Annotated in this window: 13 protein-coding genes; 10 read left to right on the forward strand and 3 right to left on the reverse strand. The window is 52.6% G+C overall.

Annotated features, from left to right (window positions below; translation table 11 throughout):
- Positions 1-83: 83 nt before the first annotated feature.
- From BGL48_RS05125 to alr, 4 genes are all read left to right on the forward strand, one after another.
- Positions 84-1,892, forward strand: coding sequence for an assimilatory sulfite reductase (NADPH) flavoprotein subunit (locus BGL48_RS05125; RefSeq protein WP_069361646.1), 1,809 nt, complete (start codon positions 84-86; stop codon positions 1,890-1,892).
- Entirely contained in the window at positions 1,892-3,607 is a 1,716-nt protein-coding gene (gene cysI, locus BGL48_RS05130; RefSeq protein ID WP_069361647.1) for an assimilatory sulfite reductase (NADPH) hemoprotein subunit, read from the forward strand. The genes BGL48_RS05125 and cysI overlap by 1 nt, the downstream gene beginning before the upstream one ends.
- Positions 3,600-4,379 (forward strand): phosphoadenylyl-sulfate reductase, encoded by a 780-nt coding sequence (locus tag BGL48_RS05135; RefSeq protein WP_069361648.1) that lies wholly within the window; start codon positions 3,600-3,602, stop codon positions 4,377-4,379. Before cysI ends, BGL48_RS05135 begins: the two co-directional genes overlap by 8 nt.
- Before the next feature lie 227 nt (positions 4,380-4,606).
- Positions 4,607-5,842 carry an alanine racemase gene (gene alr, locus BGL48_RS05140; protein ID WP_069361649.1) on the forward strand — a complete coding sequence of 412 codons (1,236 nt, stop codon included), beginning with the start codon at positions 4,607-4,609 and terminating at the stop codon, positions 5,840-5,842.
- Between the two features lie 79 nt (positions 5,843-5,921).
- On the opposite strand, the gene BGL48_RS05145 is transcribed toward alr, so the two are convergent.
- Positions 5,922-6,542 (reverse strand): FKBP-type peptidyl-prolyl cis-trans isomerase, encoded by a 621-nt coding sequence (locus tag BGL48_RS05145; RefSeq protein ID WP_069361650.1) that lies wholly within the window; start codon positions 6,540-6,542, stop codon positions 5,922-5,924.
- Positions 6,543-6,667: 125 nt separating this feature from the next.
- On the opposite strand from BGL48_RS05145, the gene BGL48_RS05150 reads away from it, so the two are divergent.
- Both BGL48_RS05150 and BGL48_RS05155 read left to right on the forward strand, forming a co-directional pair.
- Positions 6,668-7,291: a LysM-like peptidoglycan-binding domain-containing protein gene (locus BGL48_RS05150; protein ID WP_162300229.1), complete on the forward strand. Its 624-nt coding sequence runs from the start codon at positions 6,668-6,670 to the stop codon at positions 7,289-7,291.
- A gap of 405 nt (positions 7,292-7,696) precedes the next feature.
- A complete protein-coding gene (locus tag BGL48_RS05155; protein WP_069361652.1) occupies positions 7,697-9,328 on the forward strand; it encodes a methyl-accepting chemotaxis protein in 1,632 nt (543 codons plus the stop codon).
- 53 nt (positions 9,329-9,381) lie between these two features.
- Here BGL48_RS05155 and BGL48_RS05160 read toward each other — a convergent pair whose 3' ends face one another.
- Both BGL48_RS05160 and BGL48_RS05165 read right to left on the reverse strand, forming a co-directional pair.
- Positions 9,382-9,849 (reverse strand): GNAT family N-acetyltransferase, encoded by a 468-nt coding sequence (locus BGL48_RS05160; RefSeq protein WP_069361653.1) that lies wholly within the window; start codon positions 9,847-9,849, stop codon positions 9,382-9,384.
- A gap of 79 nt (positions 9,850-9,928) precedes the next feature.
- A complete protein-coding gene (locus tag BGL48_RS05165; protein ID WP_069361654.1) occupies positions 9,929-11,893 on the reverse strand; it encodes a bifunctional 2',3'-cyclic-nucleotide 2'-phosphodiesterase/3'-nucleotidase in 1,965 nt (654 codons plus the stop codon).
- A 282-nt stretch (positions 11,894-12,175) separates the two neighbouring features.
- Here BGL48_RS05165 and cysG point away from each other — a divergent pair, with 282 nt between their 5' ends.
- The 4 genes from cysG to BGL48_RS05185 are packed head-to-tail and all read left to right on the forward strand — an operon-like array spanning position 12,176 to position 17,704.
- Positions 12,176-13,603: a siroheme synthase CysG gene (gene cysG / locus BGL48_RS05170; protein ID WP_069361655.1), complete on the forward strand. Its 1,428-nt coding sequence runs from the start codon at positions 12,176-12,178 to the stop codon at positions 13,601-13,603.
- A 12-nt stretch (positions 13,604-13,615) separates the two neighbouring features.
- Positions 13,616-14,524 carry a sulfate adenylyltransferase subunit CysD gene (cysD, locus tag BGL48_RS05175; RefSeq protein WP_046074308.1) on the forward strand — a complete coding sequence of 303 codons (909 nt, stop codon included), beginning with the start codon at positions 13,616-13,618 and terminating at the stop codon, positions 14,522-14,524.
- 9 nt (positions 14,525-14,533) lie between these two features.
- A complete protein-coding gene (gene cysN, locus BGL48_RS05180) occupies positions 14,534-15,958 on the forward strand; it encodes a sulfate adenylyltransferase subunit CysN (RefSeq protein ID WP_069361656.1) in 1,425 nt (474 codons plus the stop codon).
- 3 nt (positions 15,959-15,961) lie between these two features.
- A complete protein-coding gene (locus BGL48_RS05185; protein WP_069361657.1) occupies positions 15,962-17,704 on the forward strand; it encodes an SLC13 family permease in 1,743 nt (580 codons plus the stop codon).
- Positions 17,705-17,708: the final 4 nt, after the last annotated feature.

Consider the following 17,708-nt stretch of genomic DNA (forward strand, 5'->3'; position numbering starts at 1 on the left):
AACATTCGTATCTATTCTTTATTGTTATTAATTGGTGAGGGTACGCTAGCATTCACGCAATGTTAGCAAGGAATGTCGTCACCATGTTACTCAAGGATCTCTCCGGGTTAACCAGCCCGCTTAATGATCAGCAAATAGGCCAGTTGCAACAAGCCGTGGCGGAGTTGTCACCGCAGCAACTGGCCTGGATTAGTGGTTATTTTTGGGGGTTAAGCCAAACACCTGCTGGTGAAGCGGCGGCACCCAATGCTATGCCACAAGCCAGTTCTGCCCCTAACCAGACTCTGACCATTTTGTATGCGTCACAAACCGGCAACGCTAAAGGCGTGGCGGAGGCGCTGCATCAGGAAGCGGAAGCGGCTGGGATCCCAGCCAAATTGGTGGCGGCAGATAACTACAAAGGTAAGCAACTGGGCAAAGAAACCCATGTTGTGATCGTCGCCTCTACCAATGGAGAAGGCGAGCCGCCGGATAACGCCATTGAGCTGCATGAATTTTTGCAATCCAAGAAAGCGCCCAAACTTGATCACCTGCATTATGCGGTGTTGAGCTTGGGGGATTCGAGCTATGAGTACTTCTGCCAGACGGGGAAAGACTTTGATGCCTTCTTGCAAAAGCTTGGCGCCAAGCCGATGGTCGCGCGTCTTGATTGTGATGTGGATTATGAAGCCACTGCCAGTGCTTGGCGAGAGCAAACCTTAGCCGAGGTGAAGCAGCAGTTTCAGGCCAGTGGCGATGCGCAGGTGGTGCCTCTCCATCAAGCTACCGCGCAGGCAAAATACACCAAACAATCCCCGTACACGGCCGAGCTACTCACCTGCCAGCGCATTACCGGACGAGGCTCAGATAAAGCGGTTTACCATATTGAACTCGATCTCGATGAATCCGGCATTGAATATCAACCGGGTGATGCGTTGGGCGTATGGTATCAAAATGATCCCGAACTGGTGGACAGCATCGTCGCCAAGGTGGGCCTGCGTGGCGATGAAACCGTCGATATCGGTGGTGACAGCCTCTCGTTGCGAGACGCGTTAATTGCCCACTATGAGATCACCGCTTCTAACCCGCAGCAGATCACAGCGTTGGCGGCGTTATCGGAAAGCGACACACTCACCGCATTGACGGAAGACAAAGCCGCATTGCGCGAGTTCGCGAATCGCACTCAGCTGATTGATGTGCTGGCACTGGCGGACGTCAACCTGAATGTCGAGCAGTTTCAATCGATATTGCGCCGACTGACTCCGCGTTTGTACTCGATCGCCTCTAGCCAAGCGGAAGTGGAGGACGAAGTGCACCTTACCGTCGGGCTGGTGGATTATCAGCATGAGAGCGGGGAATCACGCCAAGGCGGCGCCTCGAGCTTTCTTGCCCACCGCGCTGAAGCGGCCGAGACGGTTAAGGTGTTTGTTGAGCACAACGATAACTTCAAACTGCCAACCAGTGATGACACTCCCATCATTATGATTGGTCCAGGTACCGGTATCGCACCGTTTCGCGCCTTCTTGCAAGAGCGAGAGCAACGCGAGGCGAAAGGCGATAACTGGTTGTTCTTTGGCGATCGCACCTTTACTGACGATTTCCTCTACCAGGTTGAATGGCAGCAATACCTTAAATCTGGCCTGCTGACGCGGATGGATGTGGCCTTTAGCCGCGATCAGGCTGAGAAAGTGTATGTCCAGCACCGGTTGCTCGCGCGTGCTGAGACAGTGTGGCAATGGCTATCAAATGGCGCTTACATCTATGTGTGTGGTGATGCCAACCAAATGGCGAAAGATGTCCATGAAGCCTTAATTGAGATTGCCCAGACACAGGGTCAACAAAGCCGTGAGCAAGCGGAAACCTTTATTAATGAATTGCGCAAAGATAAGCGCTATCAAAGGGATGTGTACTAATGAGTGAACAGAAATTTGCGGGCGATACACTGGGCCCACTGGCCGATAATGAGCGTTTGAAAGAGCAAAGTGATTACTTGCGTGGCACCATTGATCAAGACTTACAGGATCCGATCACGGGGGGGTTTACCGATGATAACTTCCAGCTGATCCGTTTTCACGGCATGTATCAGCAAGACGATCGCGATATTCGCGCTGAGCGGCAAAAGCAAAAACTGGAGCCGCTGCATAATGTGATGTTGCGAGCGCGGATGCCGGGCGGGATTATTACGCCCCAGCAATGGCTAGCGATTGACAAGTTTGCCCGTGAAAGCTCGCTCTATGGCAGTATTCGCCTGACTACCCGACAAACCTTTCAGTTTCATGGTGTCCTTAAGCCGAACATCAAGCTTATGCACCAGACCTTGAATGAATATGGCATTGACTCGATTGCCACCGCCGGCGATGTGAACCGCAACGTGTTGTGCACCTCTAACCCGGTGGAGTCAGAGCTTCATCAGCAAGCCTATGATTGGGCAAAGCGCATCAGCGAGCACTTGCTGCCTAAAACCCGCGCTTACGCAGAGATTTGGCTTGATGGTGAAAAAGTCGAAGGTAGCCAAGACAAAGAGCCGATTTTGGGTGAGCGCTATCTGCCACGTAAGTTCAAAACCACGGTGGTGATCCCGCCACAAAACGATGTGGATGTGCACGCCAACGATCTTAACTTTGTCGCGATTGCGGAAAACGGACAACTGATTGGCTTTAACGTCCTCGTTGGTGGCGGGCTGGCGATGACCCATGGTGACACCAACACCTACCCGCGTCGTGCCGATGACTTTGGCTTTATTCCGCTTGAACATACGTTGCAGATTGCTGAGGCGGTGGTCACTACCCAGCGTGATTGGGGGAACCGTTCAAACCGTAAAAATGCGAAAACCAAGTACACCCTTGATCGCGTGGGCGCGGATGTGTTCAAAGCGGAAGTGGAAAAGCGTGCTGGGGTGAGCTTTGCACCAAGCCGGCCTTATACCTTTACCGGACGCGGCGATCGCTTAGGCTGGACCAAAGGCATTGACGGCAAATACCACCTTGCCCTGTTTATCGAAAATGGCCGTTTGCGTGATACGCCAGAAAAACCTCTCAAAACCGGCATGGCAGAGATCGCTAAGATCCACCAAGGCGATTTTCGTATGACCGCCAACCAGAATTTGATTATTGCTGGGATCCCGGAAGCGCAAAAAGACGAGATTGAAGCGTTAGCGCGTCGCTATCGGTTGATTGATGACGAACACAGTGTTCAGCGTACTAACTCGATGGCGTGTGTGTCCTTCCCAACCTGTCCACTGGCGATGGCTGAAGCCGAACGCTTCTTACCGGACTTTGTCACGGAAGTGGAGAAAATTCAGCAAAAACATCAAGTACAAGATGATCCGATTGTACTGCGTGTAACCGGTTGCCCGAACGGCTGTGGCCGCGCGATGCTGGCTGAGGTCGGCTTGGTAGGTAAAGCGCCTGGGCGTTACAACCTGCACTTAGGCGGAAACTGGGAAGGCACCCGGATACCTAAAATGTATAAAGAGAATATCACCGATCGCCAAATCCTCGAGGAGTTGGATCAGCTGATTGGTCGCTGGGCGACAGAACGCGAGCCGGGCGAGCACTTTGGTGATTTCTTGATCCGTGGCGAGGTGATTGCCCCCGTGCATGTCTCTAAGAGGGATTTTTATGCCTGAAACTATTCAACCCAACGCGACGTTAGCCTTAGCTGACATTGCCGCGATGAATAAAAGCCAGCAAGCCTTGGCATTGGCGGAGGTCAATGCCAGCTTGGAAACACTCTCGGCACCTGAGCGTATCGCCTGGGCGTTAGAGCACCTTGAGGGGCAATTTGTCCTGTCGTCGAGCTTTGGGGTGCAAGCCGCGCTGATGCTGCATTTGGTCAGCCAAGTAAAATCGGACATTCCGGTGATTTTAACCGACACTGGCTATTTGTTTGCGGAAACCTATCGGTTTATCGATACCCTCACCACTCGATTGGATTTAGACTTACGGGTATATCGCGCCGCACTCAGCCCTGCTTGGCAAGAAGCGCGTTATGGCCAGCTGTGGGAGCAAGGCGTGGAGGGGATCACCCAATACAATCAAATCAACAAAGTTGAGCCAATGAAGCGTGCGCTGCGAGAGCTAAACGCCGGCACCTGGTTGTCGGGATTGCGCCGGGGTCAATCAGACTCTCGCGCCAATTTGCCGATACTCAGTGTTCAGCATGGGGTGTTTAAGTTTTTGCCCGTGATTGATTGGTCGAACCAAGCGGTGGATGACTATTTGCGCGAGCACGACTTGCCTTATCACCCCTTGCGTGATCAAGGCTATGTATCAGTGGGCGATGTGCATACTACCCAGCGCTTGGAGCCAGGAATGCGTGATGAACAAACGCGCTTTTTTGGCTTAAAACGCGAATGTGGATTGCACGAAGACGACTTGAATGATGGCGCTGGCATCTAGCGTGTTGAGTCTTGTCGGCGACAACGCTTCTCTCAAACGTCACCCTAGGGTGGCGTTTTTTTGTTCAAATACGCGGAACTTGTCTATCTTTTTTATTGAGTGATTCGTCAGCCGTGCCGTGTTCTGTGATATAAACAGCGCGCATTGCCAGGAGGCATAAATAGAAGCGCCGAGCTTTTATTCAACACGTCACGGATGCTCCATTTATGTGACCAACAGTGAAGCTTATGAACAAAAAATTCTCTTTAGTGGCGCTTGCCGTCGCCGGTGTCGTTGCCCTTGGGGCGCCCGCCGTTATCGACTACTCCTCGCCTACGCCGTCAACGCCGGATACCGGCAACCGTTACATGGGGCATGGCAACGGCTGGCTAGAAGTGAGTACCTCCACCTTTGGCGACAATATTCAGCGTGTTCAACAGCAAGTCAGCGAAGGCACCAAGATTTGTGTGGTCATGAAAGCCGATGCCTATGGCAATGGGATTGCTGGTCTTTTACCCACTGTGATTGCCAGTGGCATTGACTGTGTTGGCATTGCCAGTAATGAAGAAGCACGGACCTTGCGTGAAGGCGGTTTTACCGGCGAGATCATGCGTGTGCGCACTGCGACCTTACAGGAAATGGAGAGTGCATTAGCATTGAATATGCAAGAGCTGATTGGCTCAGCAGAGCAAGCCGAGCAAATGCGGCAACTTGCCGACAAACATGATATGACCATTCCGGTTCACATGGCGTTTAATGCCGGTGGAATGGGTCGCAATGGCATCGAGATGAACGAGGAAGCGGGTAAGCAAGTCGCGTTGGATATTGCCACTGACCCGCGCTTTAACGTGGTGGGAATCATGACGCATTTTCCTAACTACGAAGCGGATTATGTTCGCAGCAAATTGGGACAATTTAAAACCAACAGTGAATGGTTGATTGAACAGGCAGACTTGAAACGTGAAGATGTCTTGCTGCATGCCGCGAACTCGTTTGTCACCTTAAACGTACCAGAGGGGCATTTTGATATGGTTCGCCCTGGCGGTGCGCTGTACGGCGATCAGCCCACCAACCGAGAGTTTCCGCCCATCATGAGCTTTAAGACCAAGGTGGCCTCTGTTCACCACTTGCCTGCTGGTAGCACGGTCGGTTATGACAGCACTTATACCTTGGAGCGCGATTCTATTCTGGCTAATTTACCGGTCGGCTATTCGGATGGTTTCCCACGTAAAATGGGTAATGATGCCGATGTGCTCATTCAGGGCCACCGAGTGCCTGTTGTTGGCGTTGCATCAATGAACACTATTATGGTTGATATTACGGATATTGCTGATCAGGTGGCCCCTAATGACGAAGTGGTGCTATTCGGTCAGCAAGGGGAGCAAACCATTGGAGCAGTCGAGTATGAGACCAAGGCGGATGTGATTTTCCCAGAAATCTATAGCTGGTGGGGCGCGGTGAACCCACGTGAGTACGTGCAATAACGCTAGATGAAAAGACAAAAAGCGATGCCGAGGCATCGCTTTTCTCATTCCTGATTGGGCGCTTGTATTCAGTCAGCGATTACAGGATGTCGAGTAGCTCAACTTCAAACACAAGAGCGGCAAACGGAGGAATGGCTGCGCCAGCGCCACGCTCGCCGTAGGCCAGATCTTGTGGTACATACAGCTTCCACTTAGAGCCAACCGGCATCATTTGCAGGGCTTCAACCCAACCTTTAATCACACCTGTTACAGGGAACTCAACCGGCTCGCCACGCGTGACTGAGCTATCAAATACGCTGCCATCAACCAATTGACCGTGATAGTGAACACGCACCTGCTTATCGCTGGTTGGGATCTCGCCGTCACCTTGTACCAGCACCTCGTACTGCAAACCTGACTCTGTCACAGTCACTTCTTCACGCTTGGCATTATCTGCCAAGAAGGCATCGCCTTCTGCCGCTTGTGCTTTTGCAGCCTCTTGACGAACTTCTTCCGCTTTTGTGTGAAGCTCACGCAATGCGTTATTGATGTCGTCAATTTCAATCTCTGGCATTTGGCCAGCTAGCGCGGTGCTGATGCCTTTTGCAATCGCATCAACGTGCAAGCCTTCTAGGCCGCTACCGGCAAGCTGTTGACCCATTTGTAGGCCGATGCCATAGCTCGCCTTCTGCTCGACAGTTTCCAGTTGTACGTCAGACATAACGTCTCTCTTTTTTGCGTCAATAAAGTGTGAAAGGATAACAGGTGATGGTTTCGTGGGTAAACTTTTGTGCCAATAAGGCGTCCAAGATGAGGACAAAACAACAAAACATGCGCGGAGTGGCAATGAAGTTAACAGCAATGCGTTCACACTGGAACAAACTGCGTGCTGGATGGCGAGAGAAACTTAACGCGAAGTGGACAAACCGGCCCCACTTGAACCATGGTCTACCTGGTTTGGAGCCGTTAAAACAGCTTTGGCGACGTCTTCCTGTGTTACATCGACGCCTATTGATAGTGCTGATCCCGATTGTATTGGTGTTGGCTATGCTTCCCAGCCCCTCGCCCAAAGCCCCCTCGCCGCAAACTCGTCAACCCGTCGCCCTGAATACGGGGACGAATGCGTCGTCTGCGTCGCAAGATGATTCGTCCGTCGCGGCGTCAACCGCTGAACCTGCGACTCAACAAGCTGAAAAAACAGAAAATAGCCCTTGGGTGAGCCATCAAATTGAGCCCGGTGACACGCTGGCCAAAGTCTTTCGTCGCTACGATTTAGCGTTAACCGATCTGTATGCGATTGCTAATATTGAAGGTGAGGGAAAGCCGATTAGTCGCATCCAGCCAGGGCAGTGGATCCGCTTTAAACGTACACAGAGTGGTGCGTTAGATATTCTGCAAATCGAAACCGAGAAAGGGCAATCGGTACTCTATTTCCGTTTGTCTGATGGCGGGTTTGCTCGCCAGCGTTAGTCTTTTGATGTCAAGAATCCAACCGAAAGCACAGTAACAGGGTGCTTTCGGTACTCAGCCTCTCTTTATCTCAGCCTTGTTCTGTCTTTTTCTACTCGATGTGTGATTAAAGTCGCTGCCGGACGATTTTTGATCTACTTTTTATAAATCGGTCAATAGGGCCGAATACGCTACACCATTGGGGCGGAAAAGGGATAAGTTGCTGTTCAGGGCAAGAATGTCTACTCAATCAGCCATCATTGTATGACAGACTTTTTGCAAAAATAATGAGTCTCTCATCACACTTTGGTTATTTTTTGTGCTAGCATTCGTGCCGCTGTGTAGGACAGACACGCAAGCCCGCCTCAACATGGATGTCTAGGCATTAACACGCTAATCACTATTTTGTTGAGGACTCGCTTTTCCATGTTGAAAAATCTATCTATTGGTAAAAAGTTTACGGCGGCTTTTTCCCTAATTGGTATCGCTGTGGTGATCTTTGGGTTTTACATTTTTACCCAAGTCAGCGGCATGCGCGATAATATGCTGAACTTTACTGACGATACCCTCCCTGCAGTGCTTGAGATCGAGCGACTCAATGAAGAGATAATACGTATTCGTCAAGATCAGTATGCGGTGCTCACCTTTGACGATCCAGCAACACGGCGTGAAATCTTGGGCGAAATCGATGTCATGAAGCGCGATTACAGCCGCGCGCTTGATGCGTATGAAGAAAGCCTTTGGTATGACAACGAGCGTGCTATTTTTACTCGTATTCAAAATCACTGGGACCAATACAATCAAGAGCTCAGTGCTTTTCCTGACAGAGTCGAAGCAGGACAACTGACCGCGGCGCAAAAAATCCTATCTAACTCGTTTGGCACCTTTGGCCAGTTGGATAAATCGCTTAAAGAAATGTCTGAGCTGACCCAAGGTTTTATTACCTCAAACCGCACCTCCATGCTGAATCAAGTGTCGACAGTGAGCATGACCATTATCGGGGTACTGCTTGCGGTGATCGCCTTTATGATTGTGGTAGCGGTGGTCTTCACCCGCGCGATCATTAATCCGCTACGTATGGTGATGGAGCAATCGTCTGCGATTGCCAAGGGCGACCTGACTTACCAGTTAGATCGTAGCCAGATTGGCAATGATGAAATGGGTAAATTGGCCGATTCCAGTATCGCTATGCAAGACAGCCTGCGCAGCTTAATCGAAGAAGTAATTGCCGCGGTAACCCAGCTAAGCAGTGCGGTCGAAGAAGTGAGTGCGGTATCGAGCCAAACCTCGACGGGGATGCAAAATCAGCAACACGAAGTGTCGCAAGTGGCGACCGCGATGGCGCAAATGAAAGCCACCGTGGCGGATGTGGCGCAGAACACCGAGAGCTCATCCACCGCGGCCAATGAAGCGAGTGAGCAGTCTCGCATGGGCGCACAAGACATTGACGGTATGGTAGCTTCGATTCGTAAAGTTGCCGAGGACATGCGTCAAACCGGCGATACCGTGAGTGAGCTCGATCAGCAGTCGAAACAAATCAACATGGTGGTGGATGTGATTCGTGATATCGCTGAGCAAACCAACTTGTTGGCCTTGAACGCGGCAATTGAGGCGGCACGTGCGGGTGAGTCTGGTCGTGGCTTTGCGGTGGTCGCGGATGAAGTGCGCACCCTGGCGGGCCGGACGCAAGACTCGACCGGTGAAATCACCACCATCATTGAGAAACTACAGCAGTTTGCAACTCAGGCTAGCAATGCTACTACCCAAAGTTGTGAGAGCATCGAGCAATGTGTGGAGCAGGGCGATCAGGCGCAGCAATTGGTGCGTGGGATTGAAACCTCAGTGGAAAATATTGCTGATATGGGTATGCAGATCGCCAGTGCTTGTGGTGAGCAAGACTCGGTAGCGGATGAGCTAAGCCGCAATATCGAGCGCATCAATGACTCAGCCCAAGAAGTGGCGGGTGGCGCCGATCAAACCGCGCAAGCTTGTAGCGAACTGAGCCAATTGGCGCAATCACTGCAAAGCACTATGCAGCGTTTCCGTCTAACTAAATAGGTCGAACCGCCAATAGATGAAAAAATCCCGCTGATTCAGCGGGATTTTTTTGCTTAAACGGCAGACGTCTCACTGACCGCTAAACGCATATCGATATGGGGGATACCATCTTCTAAGTAAACGTCGGAAAACGCGACAAAACCGTGTTTTTGGTAAAAGCGTTGTAAGTGTGCTTGAGCGCCTATTTCTATATTCTGCTCGGGCCATTGTTGTTGGCATACTTGAATGGCTTGGCGGACCAGCTGATGACCCCATTGCCCGTTGCGATGAGTGGGCGCAATAATCACGCGACCAATACTGCTCCCTGAGTAACTTACCCCAGGGGCGAGAATGCGGGCATAGGCGGCAAGCTCGCCGTTTAGCCAGCCCATTAAATGCACGGTATCTGACGCGGTATCGTGCGTGTCCAGCTCTGGATAGGCGCAGGCTTGCTCGACCACAAACACATCAACACGCAATTTCATCAGTGTGAATAAGGTGCGGGTATCCAGCGCATCAAAGGTTGCCTGTTGCCATTCCATGTCATTTCCTCTTGATTGAACATAAAAAATACCGCAGACAGGCTGCGGTATTCAAAGGCTATTTATCTTTCTGTGTTAATTACTGGCGAGGTTGGCCTAAATCAACATGATAAACGGCAAATCCGACCGCATCTTTCCCTTCTCGCGTCATCGACCAGTGGCCTTTTTGCTCGATAAACTGCGCCGCTTGCGCACTCGGGGAGGTTTCAAAGCGCACCACGGCCTCTCCCTTAACCGGGGCAATCGACCAGTTATTGTCAGCGCTAACGGTCACCTCTCCTTCCTCTTCACTCACGCGACTGATGTAGTTAGCGACCACGGTACGGTTTTCATCCGGCGCGGCAAAGGCAATATGATCGCTGCCGGTGCCAGGGAACTTACCACTGTAGGCACGGTAGTTATTTGTCGCCACCAAGAAGGTTTGCTCGGGGTCAACCGGCTCGCCTTGATAGGTGAGGTTGACGATCCGTGATGCGTCTGGGTTCACTTCATTACAATCGCCGTCGTAACGCGCGGGCTGGGTGATATCAATTTGGTATTCCACCCCATCAATCACATCAAAGTTATAGGTGCGGAAACCGTCCCAGTTGATCAGCGATTGCGGCTGCTCTGCGTTTGGTTCGATTTGATTAAACTGGCCGGCGCTACACTCCAGCCATTGGGTGAGTTCGGCGCCAGAGACTTTCAGCGCCACCAAGGTATTGGGGTACAAATACAAGTCGGCGGCGTTGCGGAAGGTGAGCTGACCGGCTTCTACTTCGGTAAAGTTGGTCGGATCGTTCTTGCGTCCACCGGCCTTAAAGGGCGCAGCGGCAGAGACAACCGGAAGATCAGCCAAATCCGGGTCGCCTTGGATCATGCGCTCGACATAGTCTTGCTGCGCAAGGTTAACAATCTGCACAGTCGGATCGTCTTGGAGCAATGCTAAGTAGGAGTACATCACATCATTGGCTTTGCCGATCGGTTGATTCACAAAATCTTGTGTGGCTTTATGATCGGCCTCTACCGCGTCAAGCATCGCCTCATCGGCTTCAACCAATGCTTTATTGTTGGCGCGGTCAAAAATCGGTCGCGCATGCGCGTTTCTATCGGTGACTTGCCATTGGCCGTCCACTTGCTCCAAGGCAAGATCGATGACCCCGACATGGCTCCCCCAGCGGCCGGCCATCACACTGGCGACACCATTGATGGTGCCTTTTTCAATATCCGCGCCGGGAATATTGGCAAAGTCGTCACTTGGGAATACGGCGTGCGAGTGACCGAAGGCAATGGCATCAATACCGTCGACATCGGTGAGGTAATACACTGAATCTTCAGCCATCGCTTTATACGGCGCCTGGGAGATGCCAGAGTGTGGGATGGCCACCACCACGTCTGCACCCTTGGCTTTCATCTCTGGGACGAGTTTTTCAGCAGTTTGTTTAATGTCTTTGGCGATGACCTTACCTTCAAGGTTGGCTTTATCCCAAGTCATGATCTGTGGCGGGACAAAGCCAATGTAACCGACTTTGATGGTGTGGGCATCACCGTCTTCATCTTTGAGTTGGTATTCTTTAATTAAATACGGGTCAAAGTAGTGTGCGCCAGTTTCCGCATCAAATACGTTGGCGTTGATATACGGGAAGTTGGCGTCGTTAATCGACTCTTTTAAGAAAGCTAGGCCGTAGTTGAACTCATGGTTACCGATGTTACCCACTTCATAATCGAGCAAGTTCATCGCTTTATATACCGGATGCACCTCACCGGGTTTGATACCTTTGCTGGCCATATAATCGCCCATTGGGCTGCCTTGAATAAGGTCACCGTTATCCACCAATAGCGCGTTTTGTGCTTCATCGCGGGCTTGTTTGACCACGGTGGCGGCGCGAACCAAGCCGATTTTTTGTGACGGTTTGTTTTTGTAGTAGTCGTAATCCATCACATTAGTGTGAATGTCGGTAGTTTCAATCACACGCAGGTTAATGGTGTCGGCAAGCGCCGTACCAGAGGCGGCAAATAGGCCAGCAACCACCGCGGTGGCAACAGCAGAAGGCAGTAAACGCATAACAGAGTCTCCAGTGAAAAGTGTGCGTTAGTTATCAGGCAGATGAATTATGCCGTTTCTCATACCTGAAAAGCTGTGCGATTGATCGGCTTATCAGTCTTGGTTACCGCTTAACATAAGGATCATGCACGCTTTGCGATCTCAGTCATCGTTAATCCTTTCCGTTATCGTGACGCTCACTCTATTAAGCACAAAAAAGAATAAAAAATGAATTTATAGAATTTCAAGTAATAGATGTGGGGCGATATAGTGGCTGCATTGTCATCAAGGGAATGCGCGATCATGGATTATCTTCCCCTCTTTGCTCAGCTTAAACATCGTCCTTGCCTCGTCGTTGGCGGCGGCGAAGTGGCATGGCGCAAAACGCGCATGTTGCTCAAGGTAGGCGCAGCGGTCACTGTGGTTGCCCCTGACGTCGACCATGAACTTGCGGAGGCACACGCGCAAGGAAAGCTGACGGTGTTGCGCGAGGCGTTTCGTCCCGATCATCTGGACGGAAACATGTTGGCGATTGCGGCGACCGATAATGCTTTAGTCAACGAGCTGGTCTCCACTGCCGCTGATAGCCGCAATATCTTGGTCAATGTCGTCGATGACACCCCCAAATGCAGCTTTATTGTCCCCTCATTAGTGGATCGCTCTCCCATTATTATTGCCATCTCATCGGGCGGCAAAGCGCCGGTATTGGCGCGGATGCTCCGTGAGAAGATTGAAACCCTAGTGCCCCAGCATATCGGCAAGATGGCAGCGATGGCGGGTGCGTTTCGCGACAAACTGAAAGCGCGCATTCCGACTTTGACCGGCCGGCGCAAATTCTGGGAGGCCGCCTTTAGTGGTCGGTTTGCCGATTTAGTCGCGGCAGGCAAACACCAGCAAGCCGAGCAGGCGCTGGAGCAGCTGAGTGGACAAATCACCACCCAAGGCGAAGTGGCCTTGATTGGCGCCGGTCCGGGAGATCCTGGGCTATTGACCTTGCGCGCGTTGCAATTGATGCAGCAAGCCGATGTGGTGCTTTATGACTACCTAGTGGCTGAGCCGATTATGGAACTGTGCCGCCGAGACGCAGAGCTGATTTGTGTGGGTAAACGGGCGAGCTACCACAGTGTGAGCCAAGACGACATCAATCGCCTGTTGGTCGAGCATGCTCAAGCCGGAAAACGGGTGGTGCGCTTAAAAGGGGGCGATCCTTTCATGTTTGGCCGCGGTGGTGAGGAATTACAAACCCTAGCCAACGCCGGTGTCTCTTTTCAAGTGGTACCCGGGATCACCGCTGCTGCTGGGGCGACGGCCTATGCCGGTATTCCGCTCACCCATCGCGATCACGCCCAGACCGCGCTGTTTATTACCGGTCATTTGAAAAAAGAACAAGACACATTGGAGTGGGCGACGTTAGCGCGCCCGCGTCAGACCTTGGTGATTTATATGGGATTGATGAAATCGGCCCATATTCAAAGCCAACTGATGGCTCACGGCCGATCGCCGGATACGCCTGCGGCGGTGATTGAAAACGGCACGCGTCCGGAGCAGAAAGTGTTTACCGGTCAACTCAATAACTTACCGTCGCTGGCGGAGCAAGCTGCGTCGCCCGCGCTCATCGTGGTGGGTGAAGTGGCGGCACTCGCCGGTCAGCTGACATGGTTTGGCGAGGGGCGCGCGGTAAGCGATGCCGACCCCACGCAAGCCCCCACCGCTGTGGTTAACTTCGCTTAAAGGATAGTTAGGATGGATGCAAAAACACTCACACACCTCCAGCAGTTAGAAGCCGAGAGCATTCATATACTGCGGGAAGTCGCGGCGGAGTTTGATAACCCCGTGATGCTGTATTCGATTGGCAAAGACTCGTCAGTGATGCTGCATTTGGCGCGCAAAGCTTTTTACCCCGGAAAGATTCCGTTTCCACTGCTGCATGTCGATACCGACTGGAAGTTTCGCGACATGATTGCCTTTCGCGATCGCACCGCTAAGGAACTCGGGCTAGATCTGATTGTGCACAAAAACCCAGAAGGGATGGCTCAGGGGATCAATCCTTTTGATCACGGCTCCGACAAGCACACCGATATCATGAAAACCCAAGCGCTGAAGCAGGCGCTGGATCAGCATAAGTTTGATGCGGCGTTTGGCGGCGCGCGTCGGGATGAAGAAAAATCCCGCGCCAAAGAGCGTGTCTATTCGTTCCGTGATAAGAACCATCGCTGGGATCCGAAAAACCAACGGCCAGAGCTGTGGCGCAACTATAACGGGCAAGTGAACCCAGGCGAGAGTATTCGCGTGTTTCCGCTCTCTAACTGGACTGAGCTCGATATTTGGCAATACATCTATCTGGAAAACATCGACATTGTTCCGCTTTATTTAGCGGCCGAGCGCCCAGTGGTAGAGCGCGATGGCACCTTGTACATGGTGGATGATGCGCGGATGCCGATTGGGCCCGACGAAACCGTGACCCATAAATCGGTGCGTTTTCGCACCCTGGGCTGCTACCCATTAACCGGGGCAGTCGAGTCACATGCCAATACCTTGCCAGAGATCATCGAAGAGATGTTGGTCGCCACCTCGAGTGAGCGTCAAGGGCGGGCGATCGACCACGATCAGTCCGGATCCATGGAGCGCAAGAAGCGTCAGGGTTATTTCTAAGGAGCAGTCATGAATCCAGCAATTCAACAACAGGTAGCCGATCTGGGTATTGAGGGTTATCTGCAACAGCACCAACACAAAAGTTTATTGCGCTTTTTGACCTGTGGCTCGGTCGATGACGGTAAATCGACCTTGATTGGCCGCTTGCTGCACGACTCGCAGCAGATCTATGAAGATCAGCTTGCGGCCGTCCATGCCGATAGCCAGCGTGTTGGCACCACGGGCGAGAAACCGGATCTGGCGCTACTGGTAGACGGTCTGCAAGCTGAGCGCGAGCAGGGGATCACCATTGATGTGGCGTACCGGTATTTCTCCACTTCCAAGCGTAAGTTTATCATCGCCGATACCCCCGGCCATGAGCAGTACACCCGTAATATGGCCACCGGTGCGTCGACCTGTGATGTGGCAGTGATCTTAATCGACGCGCGTCACGGCATCTTGGATCAGACTCGTCGCCACTCGTATATCGCTAACTTGCTGGGTATTCAGCATTTTGTGGTAGCGGTGAACAAGATGGACTTGGTGGCATATAGCCAAGCTCGGTTTGATGAAATTCAAGAGCAGTATCTGGCGTTTGCCGATCAGCTCAACCCCGGCTTGTCAGTGTCTATGGTGCCTTTGTCGGCACTGGAAGGCGACAACGTGGTCAATGCCAGTGACGCGATGGCGTGGTATCAAGGCGAGCCGCTACTCAGCCAGCTAGAAGCCATCGACATTGAAAAATCGCGCGGGACGGGCGCGTTCCGTTTTCCGGTGCAGTATGTCAATCGACCGGATCTGAACTTTCGCGGTTACGCGGGCACCCTTGCCAGTGGCGAGTTGCATGTGGGTGATGAGGTTAAGGTACTCCCCTCTGGGCTTACCGCGAAGGTCGCGCGCATCGTCACCTTTGACGGTGACCGAGAATTTGCCTTTAGTGGTCAAGCGGTTACCCTCACTCTGGATAAAGAAATTGATATTTCGCGTGGCGATCTCTTGGTGCGAGCGGATGATGACGTGGCGGTGGGTCAACGGTTTGACGCCGACGTGGTGTGGATGACGCAAACTCCACTGGCACCGGGGCGCGAATACGAGATTAAGTTGGCCAGCAAGAAAACTTCGGCGCAGGTTGAGGCGCTGTCCTATGGGGTGGATGTGAATACGCTTAACACCCATGACGCAGACACCTTGCCGCTCAATGGTATTGGTCGTTGCACCTTGACCCTGAGCGAAGCGGTGCCGCTGGATACCTATCACGATAGCCCGAATACCGGTGGCTTTATCCTGATTGATCGCCTCACCAATGTGACGGTCGGCGCGGGGATGATCCGTCATGTGGCTGAGACGCAGCCGCAAACCACCTCGTCGTTCTCAGCGTTTGAGCTTGAGTTAAACCAGCTGATCCGCAAGCACTTTCCGCATTGGCAAGCGCGGGATCTGCGTCAACTGGGATAGACCATGAGTTGGCAGGAAACCACGGTACTCACCTTGCTGGTGGCGATTGTCGCCGGCTTGGTGCTCACTCGATTAAAGCCTGCGCTCTTGTTTGCGGGGGCCGCGTTTGTGGCGTTCCAAACTGGGCTGACCTCGGTTGAAGCGCTGACGGCGAACTTTACCGCGCCATCACTGCTGACCTTGGTATTGCTGATTTTGGTTTCTTGTGCGCTAGAGAAAACCCATCTGACCAGCTGGGTCGCGCGACAGGCGTCGCACGGCGCACTCCCCACTGTGATTGCTAAATTAGGCATCTCAAGTGCGCTGCTGTCGGCGCTGGTCAATAACACTGCGGTGGTGGTGTCCATGATTGGCGCAATCAAGCGCAACCGACGTCACTCACCCTCGCAGCTTTTGATCCCATTGTCATACAGCGCCATTCTCGGCGGCACCCTGACGCTGATTGGCACGTCCACCAATCTCATTGTGAACAGCTTTGTTGAGCGGGCGGGATTTCCCAGTTTGGGATTTTTCACCCCAACGGTCATCGGTGCCGCCGCACTGGTGGCAGGATTGTTGGTGTTAATTCCGTTCAGCTACCGGTTGCCACGCCAGGATGGTGAACAAGAAGAGAGCTTGCCGTATGTGCTCGAAGCGCGGCTAGCCGCCGACTCGCCCCTATGTGGGCAAAGCGTGGCAGACAATGGCTTGCGAGCACTACGGCGTTTGTACTTGGCCGAAATTCATCGTCAAGACGGCGTCATTGCGCCCGTGTGTCCGGAGACGCCGTTATTGGCCGGTGATAAGTTGCAGTTTGCCGGCGATGTGGAAAGTGTTGCGACCTTACAAGAGATCCCTGGCTTGACCTTGTTCGGCCAGCATCACATTGATGGGCAAAATTTGATTGAGGTGGTGGTGAGCCACAGCGCCAGCATTTGTGGCAAAACCCTCAAAGCCGCCCGGTTTCGCGAGACCTTTGATGCTGTGGTGGTCGCCATTCGTCGCGGCCATGAAAAACTTGACGGTGGGCTGGGTAATATTCCTTTGCATGCCGGCGATACGCTGGTGTTGGTGCCGGGCAAAACCTTTCGCCAAGACAGCCAAGCGCTGCGGCGTGAATTCGTGCTCTTTAATGGTTTGGAAGCCAGTACCCGTCTTTCCGAGCGGAAAAGCGTTGCGGTACTGGCAGGATTTGTCGCGGTGATTGGCGCGGCCTTGCTCACCCCGATGCCACTGCTCAATGGCTTAGCCGCGTATTTGGTGGTGTTGCTGGTCACCGGCATTATTTCCTTGCACGATTTACAACGCCGCTTTCCGGTTGAGGTGGTGGTGATTGTCGGTGCGGCGCTGACATTGGCACAACTGATGTTGGCGTCAGGGCTGTCGGCACGCTTTAGTGATTGGTTTATGGCGACCTTTAGCGCAGGGGGCGCGATAGGGGCGCTGGTGGCCGTGTACTTGCTGACTTTGTTGCTCACCGAGCTTATCACCAACAATGCCGCAGCAGCGCTGGCTTTCCCGCTGGGCTATAGCTTGGCGCTAGGGTATGGCGTTGATCCTATGCCCTTTGTGATGGCGGTGCTGTTTGGCGCCAGTGCCAGTTTTATTTCCCCTTACGGGTATCAAACCAATTTATTGGTATACAGCGTGGGCAATTACCAGCTACGTGATTATTTGCGTCTGGGGCTGCCATTATCTGTGGTGTATTCCGCAGTAGTGCTCACCTTGTTACCGATTGTTTTTCCTTTAACGGCGGTCGCCCCTTAATCAT

It is taken from the genome of Salinivibrio sp. SS3 (assembly GCF_001722105.1).
Taxonomy (GTDB): domain Bacteria; phylum Pseudomonadota; class Gammaproteobacteria; order Enterobacterales; family Vibrionaceae; genus Salinivibrio; species Salinivibrio kushneri.

Bases quoted from the DNA above. Each gene is read 5' to 3' on its own strand.
- BGL48_RS05125 (WP_069361646.1), top strand. From the start codon at position 84: ATGTTACTCAAGGATCTCTCCGGGTTAACCAGCCCGCTTAATGATCAG.
- cysI (WP_069361647.1), top strand. From the start codon at position 1,892: ATGAGTGAACAGAAATTTGCGGGCGATACACTGGGCCCACTGGCCGAT.
- BGL48_RS05135 (WP_069361648.1), top strand. From the start codon at position 3,600: ATGCCTGAAACTATTCAACCCAACGCGACGTTAGCCTTAGCTGACATT.
- alr (WP_069361649.1), top strand. From the start codon at position 4,607: ATGAACAAAAAATTCTCTTTAGTGGCGCTTGCCGTCGCCGGTGTCGTT.
- BGL48_RS05145 (WP_069361650.1), bottom strand. From the start codon at position 6,542: ATGTCTGACGTACAACTGGAAACTGTCGAGCAGAAGGCGAGCTATGGC.
- BGL48_RS05150 (WP_162300229.1), top strand. From the start codon at position 6,668: ATGAAGTTAACAGCAATGCGTTCACACTGGAACAAACTGCGTGCTGGA.
- BGL48_RS05155 (WP_069361652.1), top strand. From the start codon at position 7,697: ATGTTGAAAAATCTATCTATTGGTAAAAAGTTTACGGCGGCTTTTTCC.
- BGL48_RS05160 (WP_069361653.1), bottom strand. From the start codon at position 9,849: ATGGAATGGCAACAGGCAACCTTTGATGCGCTGGATACCCGCACCTTA.
- BGL48_RS05165 (WP_069361654.1), bottom strand. From the start codon at position 11,893: ATGCGTTTACTGCCTTCTGCTGTTGCCACCGCGGTGGTTGCTGGCCTA.
- cysG (WP_069361655.1), top strand. From the start codon at position 12,176: ATGGATTATCTTCCCCTCTTTGCTCAGCTTAAACATCGTCCTTGCCTC.
- cysD (WP_046074308.1), top strand. From the start codon at position 13,616: ATGGATGCAAAAACACTCACACACCTCCAGCAGTTAGAAGCCGAGAGC.
- cysN (WP_069361656.1), top strand. From the start codon at position 14,534: ATGAATCCAGCAATTCAACAACAGGTAGCCGATCTGGGTATTGAGGGT.
- BGL48_RS05185 (WP_069361657.1), top strand. From the start codon at position 15,962: ATGAGTTGGCAGGAAACCACGGTACTCACCTTGCTGGTGGCGATTGTC.